Origin of the sequence: Synechococcus sp. KORDI-49, assembly GCF_000737575.1 — a bacterium.
Lineage (GTDB): Bacteria > Cyanobacteriota > Cyanobacteriia > PCC-6307 > Cyanobiaceae > Parasynechococcus.
This window is the reverse complement of sequence record NZ_CP006270.1, coordinates 1636473-1658463: the sequence shown is the minus strand read 5'-3', so window position 1 is coordinate 1658463 and position 21991 is coordinate 1636473. Positions and strand designations below refer to the sequence as shown.

The window sequence follows — 21991 nt, the reverse complement described above, 5'->3', positions numbered from 1 at the left end:
CCTACACCTGCCCTTTCGGAGGCAGCAGAGCTCTCAGTGTCTCCAGACGACCCGCAATCCGCTCGAGCATGGCGTTCAGCTCCTGCTCATCCATCTCGGCAGTGTCCGGGTCCTGCACCGACACCGTGACCGGCATCACAGGATTGCCGAGTCCTGGACTCACCTGATCCAGCTGATCGCGGAGGGAACGGGCAGCCGGTTCACCCTCCTGGCGAAGCTCACCGAGAGGATCGGCAGCCCCTGCGGTGAACAGCTCGGCGACCCTGGCCGGACCGCCTTCCCGCGCCCGTTCAACCATCGCCAGACCGACCGGCAGGACCTCCTGCATCAGGGTCAGGCGCAGCTGGTCGAGGGGATTGGAGGCTGCGGGTTCGTCGGCCATGGGGCCTGGGTTCAGCGAATCCCAGTCTGTCCTGACGGCAGCGAAAGTGTCGGGCAGACGGACTGGCGCATGCCCATCGACCAGCCGGCGAAACCGCAGAGCACCATCAGCATCACCATCGGCACCAGCGCCTTCTGAGTGGTGTCGAGAACGATCCACTCCCGCCAGGCCCGCCAGAAGCGCGTGCGCTCGAAGCGCCGATGCTCCCTGGTCTCCTCACGGCTGCGACGACGCAGTGCCTTGTCCACCCAGCGCTCGAAAGCCCGTTTCTTGGTGATAGTCATCTTCCGCTCCACCTCCAGCAACTGACCGGAGCCCAGCTCGGGGTGGAAGGTGCTGATCAGCTCCAGGCTTTTCAGGAACATCTCCACCGCTCCATCGCGCACAGCGATCTGCTGATCATCCAGCTGGCTCCAGTCCACTTCCGGATAGAAGCGGCATCGGTTGGCGGTGATCTGATCCTCCGTCAGCTGACCGGGCTCCCGCAGCCAACGGTCGGTGTTGCTGTCGAACCGACGCCAGTACAGGAAAGGATTGAGATAGATCGTGCGCCCACCCAGCTGAATGCTGTCCTGCTGCAGACGCCGCTGCAGCTGAAGATCCTGCTGTTGTGTCGCCGTCACGGATTCAAAGCCGGTGGCCCAAGGTATCGATCCCGGTCGGCCCCCACCAGCCCTCAGACGCTCATTCCCACTCAATCGTGCCGGGCGGTTTGCTGGTGATGTCCAGAACAACCCGATTCACTCCCTTCACCTCATTCACAATGCGGTTGGAGATGGTCTCCATCAGGTCGTACGGCAATCTCGACCAGTCGGCGGTCATGCCGTCCTCACTGGACACGCAGCGCAGCACCACCGGCCACGCATAGGTGCGCTTATCGCCCATCACACCGACGGATCGCACCGGCAGCAGCACCGCAAAGGCCTGCCAGATGTCGTGATACAGCCCCGCCTCTCGGATCTCCTCCCGCACGATCAGATCCGCATCACGCAGGCAGTTGAGCTTCTCGTCGGTGACCTCACCGAGGATGCGGATGGCCAGCCCCGGTCCAGGGAACGGATGCCGCCGGACGATCTCCTCCGGCAATCCCAGAGCTCGGCCGACTTTGCGCACCTCGTCCTTGAACAGCTTGCGCAGCGGTTCCACAAGCTTGAACTGCAGATCCTTGGGCAGACCACCCACGTTGTGGTGGCTCTTGATCTTCACGGCCACCCGTTCACCGGTCTTGGGATCAACGTTCGTGCCGGCGCTCTCGATCACATCCGGATAGAGCGTCCCCTGAGCGAGGTAATCAAAGGGCCCGAGCCGTCTGCTCTCCTCCTCGAACACCCGAATGAATTCGGTGCCGATGATCTTGCGTTTCTCCTCAGGATCGGTGATTCCTTTCAGCTTGCCGATGAAACGCTGACGGGCGTTGATGTATTCAACGTGAATATTGAACTTGCGGTCGAAGAAATCCATCAGGAATTCGGGTTCCCCTTTCCGCATGAAACCCTGGTCAATGAACATGCAGGTGAGCTGATCACCGATCGCCTTCTTCAGAAGAAAGGCGAGGGTGGAGGAGTCAACACCGCCGGAAAGAGCCAGAAGCACACGCTTCTCCCCCACCTGACTTCTGACCAGACGAACCGCTTCATCAATAAATGTCGTAGTGGTCCAGTCGGGATCGCAATTGCAGATGTGATAAACGAAGTTGCGGATCAGAGCCATGCCGCAGGTGGAGTGAACCACCTCCGGATGGAACTGCACGCCGTAGAGCCTGCGCTGAAGATGAGCAACAGCGGCTTCCGGGGTGTTAACGGTGTGCGCCAGACGCACAAAGCCCTCCGGGAGGGCTTTCACCGAATCACCATGACTCATCCACATCGTTGAGCCACTGTCGACATTGGTCAGCAGATCCGTCGGGTCGTCCACCTCGAGCGGCGCCTTGCCGTACTCGGCCTTGCCGGTGGCGGCTTCCACCACACCCCCCAGCTGCTGCACCATCAGCTGCATGCCGTAGCAGACGCCAAGCACTGGGATGCCCAGCTCCCAGATCGAGGGATCGCAGAGAGGGGCGCCTTCGGCATAGACCGAACTGGGTCCGCCACTGAGGATGATCCCCTTCGGCGCGATCCGGCGCAGCTCCTCCGCCGTTGTGCTGTACCCCAGCACCACCGAGAACACTTCGGTCTCCCGCACTCTGCGGGCGATCAGTTCGGAGTATTGGGAGCCGAAATCAAGGATGACGATGGCCGGCTGACGCTGACCGTCGGACGAAGGCTGGGACATCGATCCTGAGTGGTGCCGCTCACAAAGGAGCGTCAATCCCTCAGCGTAAAGAAGCGGTCCTCCGCCACGGGCCCACGCCAGCGCAGACTCCTGCCGCGATCAAACAGAGCGGCACCGATGCGCATGGACCAATCGCCGTAGCGAGCGATGTAGGCCCGACTGCGCTGCTCCACCGTCGCCGCCAGGTGACGACCGAGCCTCTCTCTCGCCTCGGGCTCCAGCCCCTGCAGGGCCTCCTCGACGGAATGCGCGTGCCGCAGCCGCTGAAGCTGCTGCGGCGACAGATCCTGATCCAGTCCCAGCGCCGTGAGCACCTCGAGACGGCCATCCGCCAGGTGGTGGTGGGTGTGGAAAATCCCGCCCGCCAACTTGACGAGCTTGCCGTGGTAGCCCAGCAGCAGCAGATCCTGAACGCCGGCCTCTGCTGCGGCCACCAACACCGGTCCGATCCAGTTGCCCACCTTCAGCAGAGGCTGCCAACCCGCGCGTCGGGCCAGATCGAGGCCGTTCTCACCGATCACCAGCACCAGTTGGCCGGCGAAGGACGCATCCGTTGCGAGAACCCGCAGTTCCGCAAGCACCATCTGCAACTGATCGGGATCCGCACTGCGCTGCACTTCTGCCTGGGTGCCGATCAGGGCCAGGCCATCCACAACCCCGAAGGCGGCATTGCTGGTGCGCTCCGCCAGCTCCCGCCCCCGTGGAAGCACCACCTCAACCCGCAGGCCACGATGCGACGGCACCAACGGTTCGAGGTTCACCGACAGCAGAGTTCTGGCAAAGGCGGAGAGACAGGGTTCTCCGTCGCTCTGCATGCGCCCCACCCCCTCTCCGGCCACCAGAACGATCGGGACCGCATCACGCTCGCACCATTCCACAAAGACCCAGATCTCCAGACCTCGTGTCAGATCCAACCCCTCTCCCGGTTCACAGCGGCTGATCGCCAGGGCGGAATCGCCCCCTGCCAGTGGAGCTGCCGAAAGCACGGGAACTGCCACAGGGGCATCCCGATCGGGAAGCTGCAACGGCTGCTGACCCTGAAACGGGCGATGCAGCAGAGCACACACAGCGGCACGGGCCGCGGCTGTCACCCACACCGGCAGAGTCAGTCCGGAAGCGGAGACGTTGATGGGCAGGGGAGCGGCTGTTTTCTAGAGTCGCTGATTGGCATCCTCCAGAGCCGTGCAGGACAAGCTCACCCTGATGATTCCGGGCCCGACACCGGTTCCCGAAACGGTGCTGAAGGCCATTGGCCGCCATCCCATCGGCCATCGCAGCGGCGACTTCCAGGAGATTGTGCGACGCACCACTGATCAGCTGCAGTGGCTGCATCAGACCAGCGGGGATGTGCTGGTGATCACCGGAAGCGGCACCGCCGCCATGGAGGCCGGAATGATCAACACCCTGAGCCGTGGTGACCGGGTCCTCTGCGGAGACAACGGCAAGTTCGGTGAACGCTGGGTGAAGGTGGCACGCGCCTACGGCCTGGACGTGGAGGTGATCAAGGCGGAGTGGGGCCAGCCACTGGACACCGAGGCGTTCCGCAGCGCCCTGGAAGCTGACACGGCCAAGCAGATCCGTGCCGTGATCCTCACCCATTCGGAAACCTCCACCGGGGTGATCAACGATCTTCAGACCATCTGCGGCCACGTGAAAGCCCACGGAACCGCCCTGACCATCGCTGACTGCGTCACCAGCCTCGGCGCAACGGATGTGCCCATGGATGCCTGGGGCATTGATGTCGTCGCCTCCGGCTCCCAGAAGGGCTACATGCTGCCTCCGGGACTGAGCTTCGTTGCCATGAGTGATCGGGCATGGGAGGCCTACGACCGCTCCGATCTGCCGAAGTTCTATCTGGATCTTGGACCGTATCGAAAGACAGCAGCGAAGAACAGCAACCCATTCACGCCAGCAGTGAATCTCTATTTCGGCCTGGAAGCCGCTCTGGAGATGATGCAGTCGGAGGGGCTCGAGGCGATCTTCACCCGTCATTCACGTCACCGCGCCGCCGCCCAGGCCGGCATGAAGGCGATCGGCATGCCTCTGTTCGCTGCCGAAGGCCATGGCAGTCCGGCGATCACAGCCGTGGCACCGCAAGGCATCGATGCGGAGTTGCTGCGCAAGACAGTCAAGGAGCGTTTCGATATTCTTCTGGCAGGCGGACAGGATCACCTCAAAGGCAAGGTTTTCCGCATCGGCCATCTCGGTTTCGTCTGTGATCGGGATGTACTCACTGCCGTCTCAGCCATCGAAGCAACGCTGCAATCTCTCGGACTGCATCAGGGCAAGATGGGTTCAGGCGTGGCTGCGGCCGCAGAGGCTCTGAACTGAGCAAAACCAATGAGCGAGAGCGATCTCGCTCTATTGCGGGTGTAATTCAGTGGTAGAATGTCAGCTTCCCAAGCTGAACGTCGCCGGTTCGAATCCGGTCACCCGCTTGTTGAAGATCTGGATCAGGCTCTTGGTTTGATCAGCTGCATGACCTGTGGACCTGCGCATCCGGCGCGGCGCTCACGATCCAGACCTTTGAGAATCAGAGAACTTGCTTCGGCGATCTGTCCTGATTCAGCAACAGAGCGCGCTTGTTCGAAATAACCTTTCGCCGCCAATGTGTGAGCTTGCCGTTGCTCAGCCGCGAGAGCTGATGCCTTGGGAAGTGTGAGCGTCAAATTCCAGATAATTCCCTTGGTTAATATCTTACCGCGGTGGATCAATTTCTCCAGTCCTGCGGAGAAGTATCAAGAACTTTGATTGCTGATTCAGTTCAGGTGCCGGGCTCTTCTGCGTTTCCGCCGAGATCTGTGATCTGATCACGCAGAAAACTGCAACGCTCACTGTCACCGCGAGCTTCGGCGACAGCCAGAGCGAATTCGAGCTTCTCGAGCTGATGGCCACCTTCAACGAAGCCCGATCGCGTCATGACCGTCAGACCGTGGAGGGTTCGGGATGAATTGGGTGAGGTGCAAGCACCTGAGGCAGGGATGGTGGAGGCCATAGTTGCCTTTCTTTTCATTTTGGCATCAAGCGCCACCCTTATGCGGCGATGTCCTGACCGTGGTGCGACGCATCGAGGGACGAACCATCCTCACGCCAGCCCTCTGCCGCCGTCTCCGTGCTGAGCAGGTCGCGGGTCTCACGGAGCATCCGTTCAATCCCATCGAGCATCTGTCGCTCCTCCTCGGGAACCGTCTGACCGTCCTGACGTTGCTGACGCAGCTGAAGCTCCATGGCCTCGACGCGCTGCTCGAGGGTCAGCAGCCTCTGGGAGAGGGTGGTGATGGTCTGGGCCAGATCCTCGGCAGTGCGCGTGATCCGAAAGGACACCGATGAGCTCATCCGGTCAGGTCTCGACTGGCCCGATGACAGCACATGGGTTGCTCAGCCTCAAGTTCAGACTGACGAAGCCTGATGATGCGAACGATGCACCCAGTCGCCACGCTGTTGATCTACCTGGCTGCCGGCACCGCAGTCGGGCTGCTGGCTCTGCTCAGCCGCATTCCGGCCGCTCCGCTGGCCGGTGCCCTTCTGGGAGCAGGCCTGTTGAGCATGAGCGGTCGACTGGACAGCGCGGACTGGCCCAGCGGCACCAGGACCGTGCTGGAGATCGGCATCGGCACGGTGATCGGCACAGGGCTGACGCGCGCTTCCTTCGAACAACTGCAGGCACTCTGGCGGCCTGCCCTGCTGATCACCGTCACCCTGGTGCTCACCGGCATCGTGATCGGGCTGTGGAGCAGCAGGCTGCTCGGCATTGATCCCGTCGTCGCCCTGCTGGGCGCTGCCCCGGGGGGCATCAGCGGCATGAGTCTGGTCGGTGCGGAATTCGGCGTTGGTGCGGCGGTGGCAGCCCTGCACGCGGTTCGACTGATCACGGTGCTGCTGGTGTTGCCTGTGGTGGTGCGACTGCTGACTCCGATGACCCTTGGAAACTCCTGAGACGCCTGGACACCGCAGCCCGGATCGATACCGTTGGCCCAGTTTCCGCAGCATCGGTTCATGCGAGGTTTCGCTCCCTTTCCGGCCCTGGTCAGCCTCGGCCTGATCGGTGTCTGCGCTGCCACCGTGGCCGATGCTGCGGAACGCAAGCAGGACAAGGGCGCCAAGATCTACTGCTACATGCGCTCCAGCGGCAATGACCACGCCGTGAGCTGGAATGCGGCCTACGCCGTGATCAAGCGCCAAGGAAAAGGACCCTTCAAGACATCGCCGCAGCACGCCTCTGTGATGATCACCGAGTCGGTGGTCAACGACCCCGGCAATTTCCCCGACTGTGGCCAGTTCCTCGGCGATCTGTTCGGAGGCAGCTCGCAGACCTCCATCTCCAGTGGCCGACCTTCCCCTGCACCAACCAGCAACACTCCCAGCGGTTCCGAGACATTCGACGAGAACCGATACAGCTACTGAGAAACGGGGAATCCTGCTGATTCCGATCGCCGCATGCCTCCTGATCAGCTTCGGCTGCCGGGCACCGGAGCCCCCGGACACAAGGTCGTCAGCTCAGAACAACGCTGCAGCACCAGGCTGTCTTGAGGCCTTCAGGGCAGATCAGCTGGAAGCCGTCCTTGATCGCTGTGATGCTGCCGTGAATGAGACACCGGAGGACCCCGCTGCACGAAGCGACCGCGCCCTTGTGCTCAACCTGCTCGGCAGGACGGCACAGGCCTGTGAGAACGTCGCGCAAGCGATCCAGTTGCAGCAACGACAGGGTGACGCCGTTGAGCCGATGCTCCGTCATGAGCTGAGTGTGCGTCAGGCAGCCTGCAGGCAGGAACGCACCATGGCAGGCAGGGACTGACGCTCGAGGGCGATGCGACGTGGTCCAAGCAAGACATCGATCCGCTCGGCCTTGCTGGCCACCAGACCATCCACCAGCTGGTCAGCAGGACCGAGCTGCAGCCAGTGGCAGGTCAGCCCATCCCCCATACCGAGCCGATGGCAACGATCCTCCGCCTGCTCCAGATCTCCTGGAGTCCAGGGACGTTCCAGAAGCACCACATGTCTCGCCCGATGCAGGGTGAATCCAAGCCCGCCCGTGCCGTAGGTGGCGAGCAGCAGATCGCAGTCCTGCTGCTGAAAGCGATCCACAGCGCGCTGACGATCCTGTGGACGCTGACGTCCGGTGAGCAGCTCTCCGCCGACCCGCTGATGCAGCAGCACCAGCGGATCAACGAAGCCACTGAAGACCACCACGGCTTGCCCGTCTGAGCGCAACCGTGACAACAGAGCCTCCAGGGCGGGGAGCTTGAACTCCGAGGCGATCCGACGAAGGGAGGTCAGCACCGCCAGAGGCTCGGCATCGGAACGCACCTGACCGAGCCTGACCCGGTGTCGATAGTCCTCCACAACGAGATCGACCCGGTGATCGAAGCCGAGCGCCTCCCGCTCCGTGAGCTCGACAGGATGCAGTGCACGCCGCTTGGGGGGAAGATCCAGCACCTGGGCCTTGCGGCGATGAAGGATCAGCGGACGGGTGAGACGCCTCAACCCCTCGAGCTCACTGGCACCATCCGCCTGCCAGCGCTGACGTCCCCGCTGTTCACGCCAATGGCCCTGGCAGAAGCGTTCCTCATAGCTGCGTCGGTCGCGGGCAATCGGGTGATCGATCGCAGCAAGGAGTGGATAAAGCTGAGCAGGACGCCCGTTCTTCATCGGGGTCCCGGTGATCATCCAGATCGCCCGCAATCGGGGATGGCGTGCCAGACGCAGCAGGGCAGCCGTGCGTTTCGCCCGGATCGACTGAGCGAAATGGGCCTCATCCACCAGCAGCACGGTGCCGGCAGGCGGCAGATCCCCGGGCAGCCTGGCCCAGCTGGCCAACGCAATGGAGAGACCGACGGCATCCGCCTCCTGACGCCAGTGGCGATGAAGCCCGACGGGCGCAATCACCAGAACTCTCACCTCCATGCAGCGGACCATGGCGCGGGCCGCCAACAGAGCCGTCAGCGTCTTTCCCAGACCCATCTCATCGGCCAGCAATGCACCCCGTCGCGCCAACAGCCAGCGCACACCGCTGCGCTGATGCCGCAGAGGCTGACGACCATCGGGCAGAACCTGCTGAAGATCGGCCGCCGCCACCAGATCCCTGTGGGACGGCATCGGCGGCAGAGGGTGACGGCTCCAGCTCAGCCATTGCTCCAGATCCGGAGCGATGTGAAACCGCTTGCCGAGTTGCGTCTGCAGGGCATCCGCCGCAGCCAGTGGGAATTCCCAGCCCGCGGCGGGGCCATGCCAATGCCCCCTGGGACGGATCCGTTTCAGCTGCGCCTGTGTGACCGCATCGAATGGACTGACGACACGGATCAGACCTGCGGGAGACAGACCTAGATAACAGTGAGCAGGTGACGATGGCGTCGTGAACGCCCCCCACAAACATTCACTTTAATGGTGTGCAGCTTGAGAGCAAGAGCAGAGATGAAGTTTTCCTCTGGAGCTGGAGAAACCTTTGTTTTTGCAGCGCTCGACACATTGACGGAGCATGCATTCGAGGCAAGATTCGTTCAGCCGATTGACTCGGATGCATAGCAGAGATGCCGTTTTTCTTGACGAACTCTGCCCGAAATTACGCGTCCGACGTTGGAGACAATCTCTCCATACTCACACCGGTCAAAGTTGTATTTATTGCGGCAAACCTTCCGAATCCATTGATCATGTCCTTCCTCGCAGCAGAGGTGGACTGAGCGTTACCGAAAACTGTGTCCCGGCATGTCTGTCCTGCAACGGTCACAAGTCTGATTCGGATGTCTTCGAGTGGTACCGGCGACAGCGCTTCTACGACCCCCGAAGGGCCATGGCGATCCGCGCCTGGATGGATGGTGATCTGCGTCTGGCTCTGAGGTTGCTGCAGTGGGCTCAGCCGAATCAGGCCCCATCCGCCGACCGGACAGGTGACAAGAACCTGACCTTCCAGACCATCTGAACCCTCACCAGACCCGACAGACCGGCGCCGGATGATGCCGCTGACAGATCGAAGCGTCGGCAACTGGATCCTCCGGAGCCAGCAGCCCAGCCACCAGGCAGAGAAGCAGAGGCAGAATGATGGAGAGAGGGACAGCGGCGGCCTCGCCGGTCGACACCGGACCGCATGACCGCAGACAGGACGAACTCATGACCACAACGAAGCACTGATACAGGTGTACTGATGCTCAATGAGCTTGTCAACCGCAGCCGGGCTCTGCCTGCCAGCGCGAAAGTCCTGATTCTTGGCGGGGGATACAGCGGCCGGATGCTCGCGGCACTGCTGCGGCGGCTGGGGAACACGGTGCTCTGCACACGACGCGATCAGTCAAGGCCCGATGCCGACCTGCTGTTCGACAGCGACCGCGACCTGCTGCCGCAACCTGATGCCCTACAGGGCATCACCCATCTGCTCAGCACCATTCCGCCGTCACCGGAAGGACAGGATCCCGCCCTGCACTGCCTGCGATCCCAGCTGGAATCAATGCCGTTGCAGTGGGTGGGGTATCTCAGCACCACGGGGGTCTACGGCGATACTCAGGGGAACTGGGTGCGTGAAACAGACCCGGCACGACCCGGGCAAGCCCGCAGCCGTCGACGTCTGAACTGCGAAGAGGCCTGGCGGGATTCCGGGCTGCCGATCCAGATCCTGCGTCTGCCGGGCATCTACGGCCCGGGGCGATCCGTCCTCAACACAGTGCAGGAGGGTCGGGCCCGTCGGATCGACAAAACCGGGCAGGTTTTCTGCAGGGTGCATGTCGAGGACATCGCCGGTGCCTGTCTGCACCTGATGCATCGCTCACAGGAGGGCGTGCATCCCGCCATCGTCAATGTCGTCGACGATGAACCGGCCGCCAGTACCGAACTGCTGGACCATGCCTGTGCACTGCTCGGCAGAAACGCGCCGGAGACGGAGACCTTCGAGCAGGCCAGTCTGCAGATGAGTGCCATGGCACGCTCCTTCTGGAGCGAGAACCGAAGGGTGAGCAATCATCTGCTGCGGGATGGTCTCGGTTATGACCTGCTTCATCCCGACTACCGCGTCGGATTGCAGGACTGTCTGAAGCAGGACGTCAGTCCTTCGTCGCCGGCGTAGCAGGGTCACCGATGATCAGGCGGTTGAAATCGATGGGTTCCTCCTCGGTGTCAGCGGCAGGCAACCCCATGTCTCCCAGCATCTTGTTCCAGTTCACCGTCAGCCACTGATTTCGAAACCCCGTGGCCAGCCCCACGAGCAGCAGACCCAACAGGAACAACCGCAGCACAGCGATGGAGACATCCGACCACGACGCTACCCAACGCCTTGTGATCGCTCTGGGGGATCCTGCGGGCATCGGGATGGAAGTGACGCTGAAGGCGCTTGCCTCTCCAGAGCTGCCGCAAGCGATGAAACCGATGCTGGTGGGCTGTCGCCGAACCCTGCTGGAGACCCACGACCGGTTGAGAAGGCTCGGCTGCACCGCTTTGGCCGATCCGGAGCATCTGACGATCGACGATCGACCACTGATCGCTCCCATCCAGCCGGGGCAAGGTGATGCACGCAGCGGCGAAGCGAGTTTCCACTGGCTCACCGTCGCCGTGGACCATCTGGTGAGCCGCGGCGCGCGCGCCCTGGTCACCGCACCGATCGCCAAACATCTCTGGCATGCAGCAGGACACATCTATCCCGGTCAGACCGAACGCCTGGCTGAACTGGCGGGTTGCCCGCACGCATCCATGCTGTTCACGGCACGTTCTCCCCTGAACGGCTGGCGGCTGAACACCCTGCTGGCCACCACCCACATCCCGTTGCAGCAGGTACCCGACGTTCTGAACGAAGAGGTGCTGGTCGACAAACTCGATGCTCTGCTGGCGTTCTGCCAGCGTTTTCATCCCAGACCTCACCTGGCAGTCGCCGGTCTCAATCCCCACGCCGGCGAGGAAGGTCAACTGGGAGCAGAGGAGAACGACTGGATCAGACCCGCCCTGGACCGCTGGCGGCTGGCGCACCCGGACGTGCGCCTTGATGGTCCGTTGCCGCCGGACACCTGCTGGCTGGCCGCCGGACGAGCCTGGCAAGCACTGGATGAAGACGCGGCACCGCATGGATACCTTGCCCTCTATCACGATCAGGGGCTGATCCCGGTGAAGCTGCTCGCCTTCGATGCGGCTGTCAACACCACCCTGGGCCTGCCTTTCCTGCGCACGTCGCCGGACCACGGCACCGGTTTCGATATCGCCGGACGAGGAATCGCCCGACCTCAGAGCATGATTTCCGCTCTGCAGGCGGCCTGGGAGCTGACGACGCCCTAGGCGGGTCGCACCCGCATCAGCACCTGTCCGAATTCAACGGGCGTGCCGTTGTCAACAAGGATTTCGACCACATCTCCACTCACCTCGGCCTCCAGTTCGTTCATCAGCTTCATGGCCTCGAGAATGCAGATGGTCTGGCCGACGTTGATGCGGTTTCCGACTTCAATGAACGGAGACTCTCCGGGGGCAGGAGCCCGATAGAACGTGCCCACCATCGGTGCAGTGATGTCCACCAGATCACTGCGCGTGGCAGCCGCGGCCGGAGGAGGGGACGCGGGAGCGGTCTCGCTCACGATTGGGGCAGCAGCGGCGACGGGAGTCGGAGCCACCGTGGTCATCACGGTCTGGGTGGGGAGATTGCGCCGGATCTCCAGCCGGAAATCGTCGCTCTCAAGACGGAATTCCTGAATGTCGCTCTCACCGAGCGCCTCAAGAAGCCGATGCAGTTGGTCGTGATCGAGCTGCATGATGATCAGTTGTCGCGGCCGAGGTAGCTGTCGTTGCGGGTGTCGACCTTGATCCTCTCGCCGACGGAAAGGAAAAGGGGAACCATCACCTGAGCTCCTGTCTCGAGGATGGCCGGCTTGGTGCCGCCGGTGGCTGTATCACCCTTCACTCCCGGATCGGTTTCGGTGATCTCAAGCACAACGGAATTGGGCAGCTCCACCTCCAGGGGACTGCCGTTCCAGGAGACGACGTTCACCTCCATGCCCTCCTTGAGGTACTTGCGACTCTCTCCGATCTGTTCGGCTGACAACCGGGTCTCTTCATAGGACGCCATATCCATGAACACGAAATCCTCCCCTTCCATGTAGGTGTGCTGCAGAGAGGACTTCTCCAGGATCGCCTGGGGAACCATCTCGCCCGCGCGGAAGGTCTTCTCCACGACGCTGCCGCTCTTCACCGCCTTGAGCTTGGAGCGGACAAAGGCGGAACCCTTGCCGGGCTTGACGTGCAGGAACTCCACCACGCGCCAGACCGCACCATCGAGTTCGATCGTGGTGCCGGTGCGAAAGTCGTTGCTGGAGATCATTCCGGCTGGACGGTTCAGGGGATCATACGGCTGTGCCAAAGTCCCGTCAGCACTGGGGTTCCCCTTGGCCCATCAGCGTTTTAAAGCCCTCCTGATCACCCTGATCACCACCGGACTGTTCCTTGTGGTGACCCCCGCCTGGGCGGGACTGCCGCAGGGGAATGCCGTGAAGGACCCGGCCGCGATCCTCAGGGACGCCCTGCCCTTCGATCAGCAGGACATCCGCACCCTGCAGCATCGTCTCGAGCTCACCAGCGATGACCTGCGGGCCAAGCGCTGGAGTGCTCTCGGCAAGGCCGTGAGCCGCAGTCAGGCGCTCCTGAACACACGTCGGAGCACCATCCTCAATGCGGTCCCGGAAGACCGGCGCAGCAGAGCCGAGGATCTGCTCGCACAGGTGGACACCGGTCTGGAGGATCTGCAGCAGACCGTTCAAGCCGCTGACAAACCGGAATTCATCGCCAATCGACGCAAGACCTTGCGCCATATCGGTGATGTGGAAGCTCTGCTGGTGGAGGACGGCTTCGAGCGCGCGATCCCTGCCGAATTCGATGCCCTGCCGCGTCTGCAGGGGCGCGCAACCCTCACCATCAGCACCACGCAGGGGGATCTCACCACCGTCGTGGATGGCTACAACGCCCCCCTGACGGCAGGTGCCTTCGTTGATCTGGCGTTGAAGGGGTTCTACGACGACCTGCCCTTCATCCGCGCCGAGGACTTCTACGTGATCCAGAGCGGAGATCCCGAGGGACCGGAGATCGGCTATGTCGATCCCGCCACGGGGCAAGAACGCCAGGTGCCCCTGGAGATTCGCGTGCCCGAGGAACCGGAGACCCTTTACAACGAAACCTTTGAAGACGTCGGCCTGTACAAGGCGACGCCGACTCTGCCCTTCGCCACGCTCGGCACCCTGGGCTGGGCCCATTCGGCCCAGGCCATCGACGACGGATCGTCCCAGTTCTTCATGTTCCTGTACGAAGCGGAGCTGACTCCGGCAGGGCTCAACCTGGTGGATGGTCGCAACGCCGCCTTCGGCTACGTCGTTGAGGGATTTGATGTGCTCGAAGAGCTCACCACCGATGACCGGATCCGATCGATCAAGGTGATCGATGGTGCCGACGGCCTCCGATCTCACGCATGATCGAAACCCTGGCTGACCTGGGTGAAGCGGAGCTGCTGCGGCGGCTGGCGGGCTTCGCACCGGTCGGCCAGCTGGATGACGACACCGCGTGCCTGGGAGCGGACCCGCGTCCGTTGCTGGTCAACACCGATGTGCTGGTGGATGGCATCCATTTCAGTGACGGCACCACCGCCCCCATGGATGCAGGCTGGCGGACCGTGGCGGCCAACCTGTCGGATCTGGCGGCAAGCGGTGCCGATCATGTCGACGGCATCACGGTCGCCCTGGTGGCTCCGGGAACAACACCGTGGAGCTGGGTGAATGGGTTGTACGAAGGAATCGCGGCCGCACTCGAACAGCATGGTGGGGTTCTGCTGGGAGGTGATTGCTCGACCGGCAGCCAACGACTGATTTCGATCACAGCCCTTGGCCGTCTCGGTCCGCTGCGACTGCACCGCAACGCGGCGCGACCAGGGGATGTGCTGGTGACGAGCGGGCCTCACGGCCTCAGCAGGCTTGGCCTGGCGCTGCTGCAGAACGATCGTCACCTGCCCGACGGCGACCTGCCCGAAACGCTCAAGGCCGCGGCCGTTGCTCAGCATCGCCGTCCGATTCCCCGCTTTGATGCCCTCAAGGCCCTGGTGAACTGCAAACCGGCGCAGCTTCCCTGGCTTGCCGGTGGCACAGACAGCAGCGACGGTCTGCTCGCAGCCGTACAGGCACTGTGCAGCAGCAGTGGTTGTGGTGCGGAGCTGGATCATGCCCGACTGCCGCGCCACGGGCAGTGGCCGCAGGGAGAACCCTGGGACCGCTGGTGCATGACGGGCGGCGAGGATTTCGAACTGGTGCTCAGCCTTCCTGAGGACTGGGCGGAAGCCTGGCTCAGTGCACTCCCCGGGAGTCAGCGATTCGGACGGATCACCGCCAATCCAGACAGCCTGATCTGGAGCGGAGATCACGCTGCCGTTGAACTGTCCGGGTCCGGCTTCGATCACTACCGATCGGCATGAAAAAACCCTCCCCGAGGGGAGGGAATGGCCTCAGACCGGAGCGCTGAGAATCACTTCCAGTTGCGGGCCACGACCTCGGCCAGATCAACCACACGCTGGCTGTAGCCCCACTCGTTGTCGTACCAGGCCAGGATCTTCACAGCCTTGTCGCCCATGGCATAGGTGAGATCGGCATCAAAAATGGTGGACTCGTTGGTGCCGGCGTAGTCGGTCGAAACCAACGGCAGATCGCTGTACTTGATGATTCCCTTCATGCCGTTCTCAGAGGCTGCCTTCATCACAGCCTTGACCTCATCGACGCTGGTGGCACGGGAAGGACCGAAGGTCAGATCAACCGCGGAGACGTTCGGCGTGGGGACGCGCATGGCGAAACCGGTGAGCTTGCCCTTCACCTCGGGGTACACGAGAGCAACGGCCTTGGCGGCGCCGGTGGTGGTGGGAACCATGTTCAGGGCCGCAGCACGGGCACGACGCAGATCGCGATGGCTGTTGTCCAGGATCCGCTGGTCACCGGTGTAACTGTGGATCGTGGTCATCAGACCCCAGTCGAGACCGAAGGTCTGATCGAGAACCTTGACGATCGGTGCAAGGCAGTTGGTGGTGCAGCTGGCGTTGGAAAGAATCTTCCAATCTTCGTGGCGGTATTCGTGATCGTTCACGCCCACGACGAAGGTGCCGACTCCAGGGCCTTTACCGGGAGCGGTGAGGATCACCTTGCTGGCACCTGCCTCGAGGTGCAGGCTTGCTTTTTCGTCGGTGTTGAAGACACCGGTGGACTCGAGAACCAGATCGACACCCCAGTCTTTCCAAGGGCAGTTGAGGGGATTGCGATCGGCGAAAAACTTGATCTCCTTGCCATTGACGATCATGGTTTCGTCAGTGGTCTCGATCTGGACGCTGGGGTCGAGCTTGCCCAGAATCGAGTCGTAGGTCAGCAGGTGAGCGCTGGTCTTCGGGTCGGATGTGGAGTTCATGCCCACGATCTCGATTCCGGTATCAGCGCCGCGGCTGAGCCAACCCCGCATCACATTGCGACCGATCCGGCCGAATCCATTGATCGCAACGCGCAGGGTCATGTCAGAAGCGGGATTGCCGCAGAAGGGTTTTGGCCGCAGATCATACAGAAATAAGAACAAAAACCTTGTTCTGGCCCCAGCCGGATTGGTCAAAGCAACGGTCGATCTGTCCCAAAACAATCAGGACGACGCTGAAGGACTGCCTTATCTTTCAAGCCTCTGACTGCGTTCCTTGGCTCTCCTGCTCGACAGTCGCCAGCCCGTGCACTTCATCGGGGTCGGTGGCATCGGCATGTCAGCCCTGGCCAGGATCCTTGCGGATCGCGGGCAACCGGTGAGTGGATCCGACCCGCGGGACAACCCAACGGTGCAGAACCTGCGCGGACTCGGGGTGCGCATCTTCTCCGAGCAGACAGCCGCATCCATCAACGCCCTTCTCGCGTCATCCGATCAGGCACCGATCGTGGTGATCAGCACCGCGATCCCCGATACCAATCCGGAACTGATGCGGGCCCGTGAAAAAGGTCTGGACATCTGGCATCGCTCCGATCTGCTCGCCGCCTTGATCTCCCGGCAGCCGTCGATTGCGGTGGCCGGCAGCCATGGCAAAACCACCACCAGCTCACTGATCACCACCCTGCTGCATCAGGCCGGTGAAGACCCCACTGCCGTGATCGGCGGGATCGTCCCCTGCCTGGGCAGCAACGGCCATGCCGGTCAGGGTCGACTGCTGGTCGCGGAAGCGGATGAATCCGATGGCTCACTGGTGAAGTTCCAGGCAAGCCTTGGCTTGATCACCAATCTCGAGCTCGATCACACCGACCACTACGGCGGTTTGGACGACCTGATCACGACTCTGCAGCGCTTTGGAAATGGCTGCGGCCGCCTGCTGGCCAACCACGACGATCCGATCCTCCGGGAACACTTCCGCGCCGATGCCTGGTGGTCGGTCCGCAACAGCGACGACGTCGACTTCGCCGCCCTGCCTCTGCAGCTGGATGGAGACCGCTGTCGTGCCCGTTTCTTCGAGAACGGCAACGCCGTCGGTGAGTTCACCCTGCCGATGCCGGGCCTGCACAACCTGAGCAACGCCACGGCTGCCCTGGCCGCCTGCCGAATGGAAGGTCTGAGCCTGGACCGACTGATGGGAGGCCTGGCTGTGCTGCAGACCCCAGGGCGTCGCTTCGATCTGCGCGGCACCTGGCAGGGGCGCCACATCGTTGATGACTACGCCCATCACCCCAGCGAAGTGAGGGCAACTCTCGAGATGGCTCGGTTGATGGTGGACAGCGGCCGCAGCCCTCTGCCCAGCCCGCCGCGCCGGTTGCTGGCCGTGTTCCAACCCCACCGGTACAGCCGTACACAGGAGTTCCTCGGTGAATTCGCCCTCGCCCTGCAGAACTGTGACGCGCTGATGCTGGCCCCGGTCTATGCCGCAGGTGAGACACCGATCGCAGGGGTCTGCAGCCGCACCCTGGCGGACCGTGTGCGGGCCCTGAGACCTGAGCTTCCCGTCCACGTGGCCGACAACATCGATGAGCTGGTCTCCCTCGTGCGGGACGCCAGCCGCCCTGAGGACCTGGTCCTGGCCATGGGAGCCGGTGATGTGAACGGCCTGTGGTCACGACTGTCCAGGACACCGGTGGCCGCCTGATCGGAATGCCTGGTCTCCCTTCCCGCAAGCAGGTTCCTCTCGCCGAGTTCACCACCTGGCGTGTAGGCGGACCGGCGGAGTGGCTGGCGGAACCCACCACCATCGAGGAGACGACCGCATGGCTGGACTGGGCGCATCAGAACGATCTGCCCTGCCGTGTGATCGGCGCCGGCTCCAATCTGCTGATCAACGATGAGGGCCTGAGCGGCCTCACCCTCTGCCTTCGCCGCATGCAGGGTGTGACGTTGGACGCGCGCAGTGGCCTGGTCCAGGCCCTCGCAGGGGAACCGATCCCGTCCCTGGCCCGCCGGGTCGCCCAGGCCGGTCTCCAGGGGCTGGCATGGGCCGTCGGCATCCCCGGCACGGTCGGCGGTGCCGCCGTGATGAATGCGGGTGCTCAGGGTGGATGCACAGCTGAATCGCTGGAATCGGTTCAGGTGATCCCGATGGCCGGTGGTGAAAGCTTCGAGCTCACACGCGACCAGCTCGCCTTCGATTACCGCCACAGCCGCCTGCAGAACGAACCCCTGCTGGTGCTTTCGGCCCGCTTCCGGCTGGAGCCCGGGCACGACCCTCAGGAACTGAGGCGCATCACCTCAGACAACCTCAGCAAGCGCACCAGCACTCAGCCCTACACCCAACCCAGCTGCGGCAGCGTGTTTCGCAATCCTGAACCCCTCAAAGCCGGTCGGCTGATCGAGGACCTGGGCCTCAAGGGAACGCGGATCGGTGGCGCTGAGGTGTCCACCGTGCACGCCAATTTCATCGTCAACACCGGTGCCGCCACAGCCATGGACATCGACCGGTTGATCAGTTTCGTGCAGGCACGGGTGCACGAACGCCACGCACTGTCTCTGCATCCGGAAGTGAAACGCCTCGGTTTCGCAACAGCGGCTTAATCTGCCGACTCCCTCAGCACCACGATGGCAGGGTTCGGACTACCCAATTTCGGTCAGCTGACCGAAGCCTTCCGCAAGGCCCAGCAGATCCAGCAGGACGCCCAGAAGCTGCAGGAGGAACTGGACGGAATGGAAATCGAGGGCAGCAGTGCCGATGGCCGCGCCAGCATCTGGCTTTCCGGCAATCAGCAGCCGCTGCGGGTGCGCCTCGATCCGGCGCTTCTCCAGGAGGGTCAGGACGCCTGCGAAGCCGCCACCCTGGAAGCCCTGCAGGCGGCCTACGACGCCTCAACCGCCACGATGAAGCAGCGGATGGAGGACCTCACAGGAGGACTCAACCTCAACCTGCCCGGGATGAGCGGCTGAGCTTCGAGAGTTCCTCCAGCCCTGTTGTGTAGAGGTCATAACGTTCCCAATCCCTCCGGATGCCACAGCCGGGCTCAGCCCGATGCAGGCAGTCGCGGAAGCGACAGGGCCAGGGATCCAGCTGGTGACGCAACTCAGGAAACAGCAGGGCGAACTCCCTCGGTTCATCCGGCAGATCCGGTCGATTGAACCCTGGGGTGTCCGCAACGCGACATCCCTCAGCCAGAGGAAACAGCTCCACGTGCCGAGTGGTGTGACGACCCCGCTGCAGTCGTCCGGACACAGCTCCGACCCGCAACGCCAGATGCGGCATCAGTCGATTCAGCAAGCTGCTCTTGCCAACACCGGAAGGACCGCACACGACCGTCAGCGGCGAGGCTGAGAGTCTCTGCCGCACCCGGTCGAGCCCCTCATCAGTCCTGGAAGAAACCGCAATCGGCGCGTAACCCCAGCCCTGCAGACGAACCTGAAGAGCCTCCAGATGATCCCGGCTCACCAGATCGGCCTTGGTCAGAAGCAGTTCAACAGCGAGGCCGGTGCGTTCGGCGGTGAGCAGAAACCGACTGGCCTGATCCGGATCGAAACCGGGCTGTTCGACAGCGAGGGCCACCACCACGGTGGAGGCATTGGCCACCGGGGGTCGGCTCAGCAGGCTGCTTCTGGCATCCACCCGAGCCACAACGGCGCGGCCCTGAACGCTGTCGATCGCCTCGACAACCACCCGATCGCCGACATGCACCACTTCACCCCGATGGCTCAGACGGGTGCGTCGTGTGCAGAGCAGCCGCGGCGGAACTCCTTCTGGAGCCGAGTCCAGCTCCACCTCCAGATAATTCGCCTGCAACGCCACAACGATTCCGGTGGCATCGCTCACAGCTGATCAACCCCCGCAGACGACACGCAAAACGATCCAGCTGGAGGAGTCATCGGTGATCTCCACCCGGTGACCCGCTTCTCGCAATCCGGGGATCACCATCTCTTCAGGTTCGCCGCGATCCAGCTGGACATTGAGGAGATCACCAGGCTGCAAGGCTTCGAGAGCCAGTCGACAGCGGATGAAGTTCACCGGACAGGGCGTGCCCCTGAGATCCAGAGAACCGCTGCTCATCCCTTCTGACCGAACAGTCGGGCAAACAGCCCGCTGTTGTGGTGGTGATGCTGCTTGCCGCGGGCCGAATGATGACCGGCCAACTGCTCCAGCAGCCCTCGTTCGGCGTCCGAGAGGCGACTCGGAAGCTGAACGGTGACCGTGATGCGTTCATCGCCTCGGGCGACCGGATTCCCCAGCTTGGGGATCCCCTTGTTGGACAGGGTCAGAACCGATCCGGGTTGGGTTCCAGCCGGGATCTCCAGCTCGGTGGGACCGTCAACGGTCTCCACTTCGATCGTGTCACCGAGGATCGCCTGCAGATAGCTGACGTTCACCTCGGTGTGAATGTTGAGACCATCCCGCTTGAGACGGGGGTGGGGCCTCACGGTGAGAAACACGTAGAGATCCCCGGAAGGGCCGCCACGGGGGCCGGCATTGCCCTCGCCCGAGACCCTCAGACGGGTTCCGGTGTCGACACCGGCAGGGATGTTGATCCGCAGTTTCTTGCGGACCTGATGCACTCCCTGGCCACCGCAGGCTGAGCAGGGATCGGCAATCACCTGTCCGGTGCCTCCGCAGGTCGGACATTCCGCCACCTGGGTGAAACTCCCGAACGGCGTGCGGGTGGCGCGACGCACCTGACCGGCCCCTCCGCAGGTGCCACAGGTGGTGGGTCCGCTCCCCGGCTTGGCCCCGCTGCCACTGCAGGTGTCACAGGTTTCCAGATGAGGGATCTTGATCTCCTGTTCCTGACCGAAGACCGCCTGCTCGAAATCGATGGTGAGGTCGTAGCGCAGATCATCGCCCTGCTGAGGACCACGTCGTCGCTGACGCCCCCCGGCCTGTGCACCTCCGAAACCGCTGAAGAACGTCTCGAACAGATCGGCGAAACCGCCCATGTCACCCATGTCGGGCGCTCCGGCGGCACCACCGAGTCCTGCTTCTCCGAACTGGTCGTACCGGGCCCGGCTCTGCGGATCGCTGAGCACTTCATAGGCCCTGCCGATCTCCTTGAAGCGATCCTCCGCACCCGCTTCCTTGTTGATGTCGGGGTGGTACTGACGGGCCATGCGGCGATAGGCCCGCTTCAGGGTGTCGGCATCCGCATCCCGTGCAACACCGAGAAGCTCATAGAAATCGGCCATCAAGAGTCCTCCGACTGGGACTGTTCCGGCTGGGGCTGTTCCGAATGGCTGTCGGCAGCTGGAGCATCACCGGAAGGACCCGGTCCCATCGACACCTTGACCATGGCGTGGCGCAAGACGCGACCGTTGAGGTGATAGCCGCGCTGCAGCTCCTCGATCACCACATCCTCGGGGTGCTCCGTGTTCTCTTCACGAAGAACAGCTTCATGGAGCGTGGGATCGAACTCCTGACCCACCACCTCCATCCGGGCGACCCCCTGCTGCTTCAGGACTTCGACCAGCTGCTTGTAGAGACCCTGATAGCTGCGATGGAGGGCCTGAGCCTCTTCACCCTCAGGGTTGAGCTGCTGACGGGCGCGCTCGAAGTTGTCGACAACAGGAAGGATCTCGCTCAGCGTCGAGCAGACCAGCTGCTGACGGAGATCATCCTGATCCCGGCTCTGACGCTTGCGGAAATTATCGAAATCAGCTGCGATTCGCATGTACTGACTCTGCAGGGCGTCGTGTTCGGCACGCAGGGTCTGCAACTCCTTCTCCAGCTGCTGCAGGCGCTCGGCAGGATCGACATCCGTTCCGGTGGAACCGGACTCAACCGGCGATTCCTGAACGTCTGGGGACGCGACAGGCTCCATCGACTCGGCGTTCTGGTCCTGCGCTGGGGTGGAGGCGTCGCCGCTCATGCTGACCGGTCAGGAATTGCTGCCTAGACATGTTGAAGGGCGACGCAGACATCCCACAAGTTGCGGAAGCCCGCACCTT

General features: G+C 62.8%; 29 protein-coding genes and 1 tRNA gene. 12 read left to right on the top strand and 18 right to left on the bottom strand.

Annotation, left to right across the window (positions count from 1 at the left end; all coding sequences use genetic code 11):
• Position 1: 1 nt before the first annotated feature.
• The 4 genes from KR49_RS08400 to cbiD form a co-directional block, all read right to left on the bottom strand.
• Positions 2 to 382, bottom strand: coding sequence for a hypothetical protein (locus tag KR49_RS08400; protein ID WP_043694046.1), 381 nt, complete (start codon positions 380 to 382; stop codon positions 2 to 4).
• An 11-nt stretch (positions 383 to 393) separates the two neighbouring features.
• Entirely contained in the window at positions 394 to 1005 is a 612-nt protein-coding gene (locus tag KR49_RS08395) for a hypothetical protein (protein WP_043694044.1), read from the bottom strand.
• Between the two features lie 61 nt (positions 1006 to 1066).
• Entirely contained in the window at positions 1067 to 2653 is a 1587-nt protein-coding gene (guaA, locus tag KR49_RS08390) for a glutamine-hydrolyzing GMP synthase (RefSeq protein ID WP_043694042.1), read from the bottom strand.
• 32 nt (positions 2654 to 2685) lie between these two features.
• Positions 2686 to 3789, bottom strand: a complete 1104-nt coding sequence (cbiD, locus tag KR49_RS08385; RefSeq protein WP_043694040.1) for a cobalt-precorrin-5B (C(1))-methyltransferase CbiD — start codon at positions 3787 to 3789, stop codon at positions 2686 to 2688.
• A gap of 46 nt (positions 3790 to 3835) precedes the next feature.
• Between cbiD and KR49_RS08380 the strand changes: the two genes are divergently transcribed.
• Both KR49_RS08380 and KR49_RS08375 read left to right on the top strand, forming a co-directional pair.
• Positions 3836 to 4984 carry an alanine--glyoxylate aminotransferase family protein gene (locus tag KR49_RS08380; RefSeq protein WP_043697169.1) on the top strand — a complete coding sequence of 383 codons (1149 nt, stop codon included), beginning with the start codon at positions 3836 to 3838 and terminating at the stop codon, positions 4982 to 4984.
• Positions 4985 to 5019: 35 nt separating this feature from the next.
• Positions 5020 to 5091 (top strand) — tRNA-Gly (locus KR49_RS08375).
• Positions 5092 to 5106: 15 nt separating this feature from the next.
• Here KR49_RS08375 and KR49_RS13355 read toward each other — a convergent pair.
• The 3 genes from KR49_RS13355 to KR49_RS08360 are packed head-to-tail and all read right to left on the bottom strand — an operon-like array spanning position 5107 to position 5989.
• Positions 5107 to 5367 (bottom strand): hypothetical protein, encoded by a 261-nt coding sequence (locus KR49_RS13355; protein ID WP_173402098.1) that lies wholly within the window; start codon positions 5365 to 5367, stop codon positions 5107 to 5109.
• A 50-nt stretch (positions 5368 to 5417) separates the two neighbouring features.
• The gene (locus KR49_RS14305; protein WP_043694035.1) at positions 5418 to 5648 is read right to left on the bottom strand and encodes a hypothetical protein; all 231 of its coding nucleotides are present in this window, start codon (positions 5646 to 5648) and stop codon (positions 5418 to 5420) included.
• A 38-nt stretch (positions 5649 to 5686) separates the two neighbouring features.
• On the bottom strand, positions 5687 to 5989 hold the full coding sequence (locus tag KR49_RS08360; RefSeq protein WP_043694031.1) for a hypothetical protein: 303 nt from the start codon (positions 5987 to 5989) through the stop codon (positions 5687 to 5689).
• 84 nt (positions 5990 to 6073) lie between these two features.
• Here KR49_RS08360 and KR49_RS08355 point away from each other — a divergent pair, with 84 nt between their 5' ends.
• On the top strand, positions 6074 to 6589 hold the full coding sequence (locus KR49_RS08355; RefSeq protein WP_043694027.1) for an AbrB family transcriptional regulator: 516 nt from the start codon (positions 6074 to 6076) through the stop codon (positions 6587 to 6589).
• 60 nt (positions 6590 to 6649) lie between these two features.
• Complete coding sequence (locus KR49_RS08350; protein WP_043697166.1) at positions 6650 to 7057, top strand: DUF6554 family protein; 408 nt, start codon at positions 6650 to 6652, stop codon at positions 7055 to 7057.
• Between the two features lie 88 nt (positions 7058 to 7145).
• Here KR49_RS08350 and KR49_RS13930 read toward each other — a convergent pair whose 3' ends face one another.
• Complete coding sequence (locus KR49_RS13930; protein WP_043694024.1) at positions 7146 to 7388, bottom strand: hypothetical protein; 243 nt, start codon at positions 7386 to 7388, stop codon at positions 7146 to 7148.
• A gap of 14 nt (positions 7389 to 7402) precedes the next feature.
• On the bottom strand, positions 7403 to 8953 hold the full coding sequence (locus KR49_RS08340) for a DEAD/DEAH box helicase (RefSeq protein WP_173402166.1): 1551 nt from the start codon (positions 8951 to 8953) through the stop codon (positions 7403 to 7405).
• Positions 8954 to 9167: 214 nt separating this feature from the next.
• On the opposite strand from KR49_RS08340, the gene KR49_RS08335 reads away from it, so the two are divergent.
• Positions 9168 to 9569, top strand: a complete 402-nt coding sequence (locus KR49_RS08335; RefSeq protein ID WP_043694021.1) for an HNH endonuclease — start codon at positions 9168 to 9170, stop codon at positions 9567 to 9569.
• A gap of 4 nt (positions 9570 to 9573) precedes the next feature.
• Here KR49_RS08335 and KR49_RS14100 read toward each other — a convergent pair whose 3' ends face one another.
• Positions 9574 to 9759, bottom strand: coding sequence for a hypothetical protein (locus KR49_RS14100; protein ID WP_052378216.1), 186 nt, complete (start codon positions 9757 to 9759; stop codon positions 9574 to 9576).
• 32 nt (positions 9760 to 9791) lie between these two features.
• On the opposite strand from KR49_RS14100, the gene KR49_RS08325 reads away from it, so the two are divergent.
• Positions 9792 to 10703: an SDR family oxidoreductase gene (locus KR49_RS08325; RefSeq protein ID WP_043694018.1), complete on the top strand. Its 912-nt coding sequence runs from the start codon at positions 9792 to 9794 to the stop codon at positions 10701 to 10703.
• Here KR49_RS08325 and KR49_RS08320 read toward each other — a convergent pair.
• A complete protein-coding gene (locus KR49_RS08320; RefSeq protein ID WP_043694014.1) occupies positions 10681 to 10872 on the bottom strand; it encodes a hypothetical protein in 192 nt (63 codons plus the stop codon). The two genes, KR49_RS08325 and KR49_RS08320, sit on opposite strands and share 23 nt — an antisense overlap.
• Positions 10873 to 10876: 4 nt before the next feature.
• On the opposite strand from KR49_RS08320, the gene pdxA reads away from it, so the two are divergent.
• The gene (gene pdxA / locus KR49_RS08315) at positions 10877 to 11899 is read left to right on the top strand and encodes a 4-hydroxythreonine-4-phosphate dehydrogenase PdxA (RefSeq protein ID WP_043694011.1); all 1023 of its coding nucleotides are present in this window, start codon (positions 10877 to 10879) and stop codon (positions 11897 to 11899) included.
• Here the strand turns inward: pdxA and accB are convergent.
• A complete protein-coding gene (accB, locus tag KR49_RS08310; RefSeq protein ID WP_043694008.1) occupies positions 11896 to 12366 on the bottom strand; it encodes an acetyl-CoA carboxylase biotin carboxyl carrier protein in 471 nt (156 codons plus the stop codon). The two genes, pdxA and accB, sit on opposite strands and share 4 nt — an antisense overlap.
• A 5-nt stretch (positions 12367 to 12371) precedes the next feature.
• Positions 12372 to 12932, bottom strand: a complete 561-nt coding sequence (gene efp / locus KR49_RS08305; RefSeq protein ID WP_043694006.1) for an elongation factor P — start codon at positions 12930 to 12932, stop codon at positions 12372 to 12374.
• 64 nt (positions 12933 to 12996) lie between these two features.
• On the opposite strand from efp, the gene KR49_RS08300 reads away from it, so the two are divergent.
• Positions 12997 to 14073: a peptidylprolyl isomerase gene (locus tag KR49_RS08300; protein ID WP_043694003.1), complete on the top strand. Its 1077-nt coding sequence runs from the start codon at positions 12997 to 12999 to the stop codon at positions 14071 to 14073.
• Positions 14070 to 15062: a thiamine-phosphate kinase gene (thiL, locus tag KR49_RS08295; RefSeq protein WP_043694000.1), complete on the top strand. Its 993-nt coding sequence runs from the start codon at positions 14070 to 14072 to the stop codon at positions 15060 to 15062. Before KR49_RS08300 ends, thiL begins: the two co-directional genes overlap by 4 nt.
• A 50-nt stretch (positions 15063 to 15112) precedes the next feature.
• On the opposite strand, the gene gap is transcribed toward thiL, so the two are convergent.
• The gene (gap, locus tag KR49_RS08290; RefSeq protein ID WP_043693996.1) at positions 15113 to 16138 is read right to left on the bottom strand and encodes a type I glyceraldehyde-3-phosphate dehydrogenase; all 1026 of its coding nucleotides are present in this window, start codon (positions 16136 to 16138) and stop codon (positions 15113 to 15115) included.
• 172 nt (positions 16139 to 16310) lie between these two features.
• Here gap and murC point away from each other — a divergent pair, with 172 nt between their 5' ends.
• Genes murC through KR49_RS08275 form a run of 3 tightly spaced genes read left to right on the top strand, consistent with a single transcriptional unit; the run spans position 16311 to position 18997 of the window.
• Positions 16311 to 17732 carry a UDP-N-acetylmuramate--L-alanine ligase gene (murC, locus tag KR49_RS08285; RefSeq protein WP_043693993.1) on the top strand — a complete coding sequence of 474 codons (1422 nt, stop codon included), beginning with the start codon at positions 16311 to 16313 and terminating at the stop codon, positions 17730 to 17732.
• 5 nt (positions 17733 to 17737) lie between these two features.
• Complete coding sequence (gene murB, locus KR49_RS08280) at positions 17738 to 18631, top strand: UDP-N-acetylmuramate dehydrogenase (protein ID WP_043697160.1); 894 nt, start codon at positions 17738 to 17740, stop codon at positions 18629 to 18631.
• A gap of 24 nt (positions 18632 to 18655) precedes the next feature.
• Positions 18656 to 18997 carry a YbaB/EbfC family nucleoid-associated protein gene (locus KR49_RS08275; protein WP_043693990.1) on the top strand — a complete coding sequence of 114 codons (342 nt, stop codon included), beginning with the start codon at positions 18656 to 18658 and terminating at the stop codon, positions 18995 to 18997.
• Here KR49_RS08275 and rsgA read toward each other — a convergent pair.
• The 4 genes from rsgA to grpE are packed head-to-tail and all read right to left on the bottom strand — an operon-like array spanning position 18972 to position 21912.
• On the bottom strand, positions 18972 to 19871 hold the full coding sequence (gene rsgA, locus KR49_RS08270; protein ID WP_043693987.1) for a ribosome small subunit-dependent GTPase A: 900 nt from the start codon (positions 19869 to 19871) through the stop codon (positions 18972 to 18974). The two genes, KR49_RS08275 and rsgA, sit on opposite strands and share 26 nt — an antisense overlap.
• Before the next feature lie 6 nt (positions 19872 to 19877).
• Positions 19878 to 20105 (bottom strand): sulfurtransferase TusA family protein, encoded by a 228-nt coding sequence (locus KR49_RS08265; RefSeq protein WP_043693985.1) that lies wholly within the window; start codon positions 20103 to 20105, stop codon positions 19878 to 19880.
• Positions 20102 to 21232, bottom strand: coding sequence for a molecular chaperone DnaJ (dnaJ, locus tag KR49_RS08260; RefSeq protein ID WP_043693980.1), 1131 nt, complete (start codon positions 21230 to 21232; stop codon positions 20102 to 20104). The genes KR49_RS08265 and dnaJ overlap by 4 nt, the downstream gene beginning before the upstream one ends.
• Entirely contained in the window at positions 21232 to 21912 is a 681-nt protein-coding gene (grpE, locus tag KR49_RS08255; RefSeq protein WP_043693977.1) for a nucleotide exchange factor GrpE, read from the bottom strand. Before grpE ends, dnaJ begins: the two co-directional genes overlap by 1 nt.
• Between the last annotated feature and the right edge of the window lie 79 nt (positions 21913 to 21991).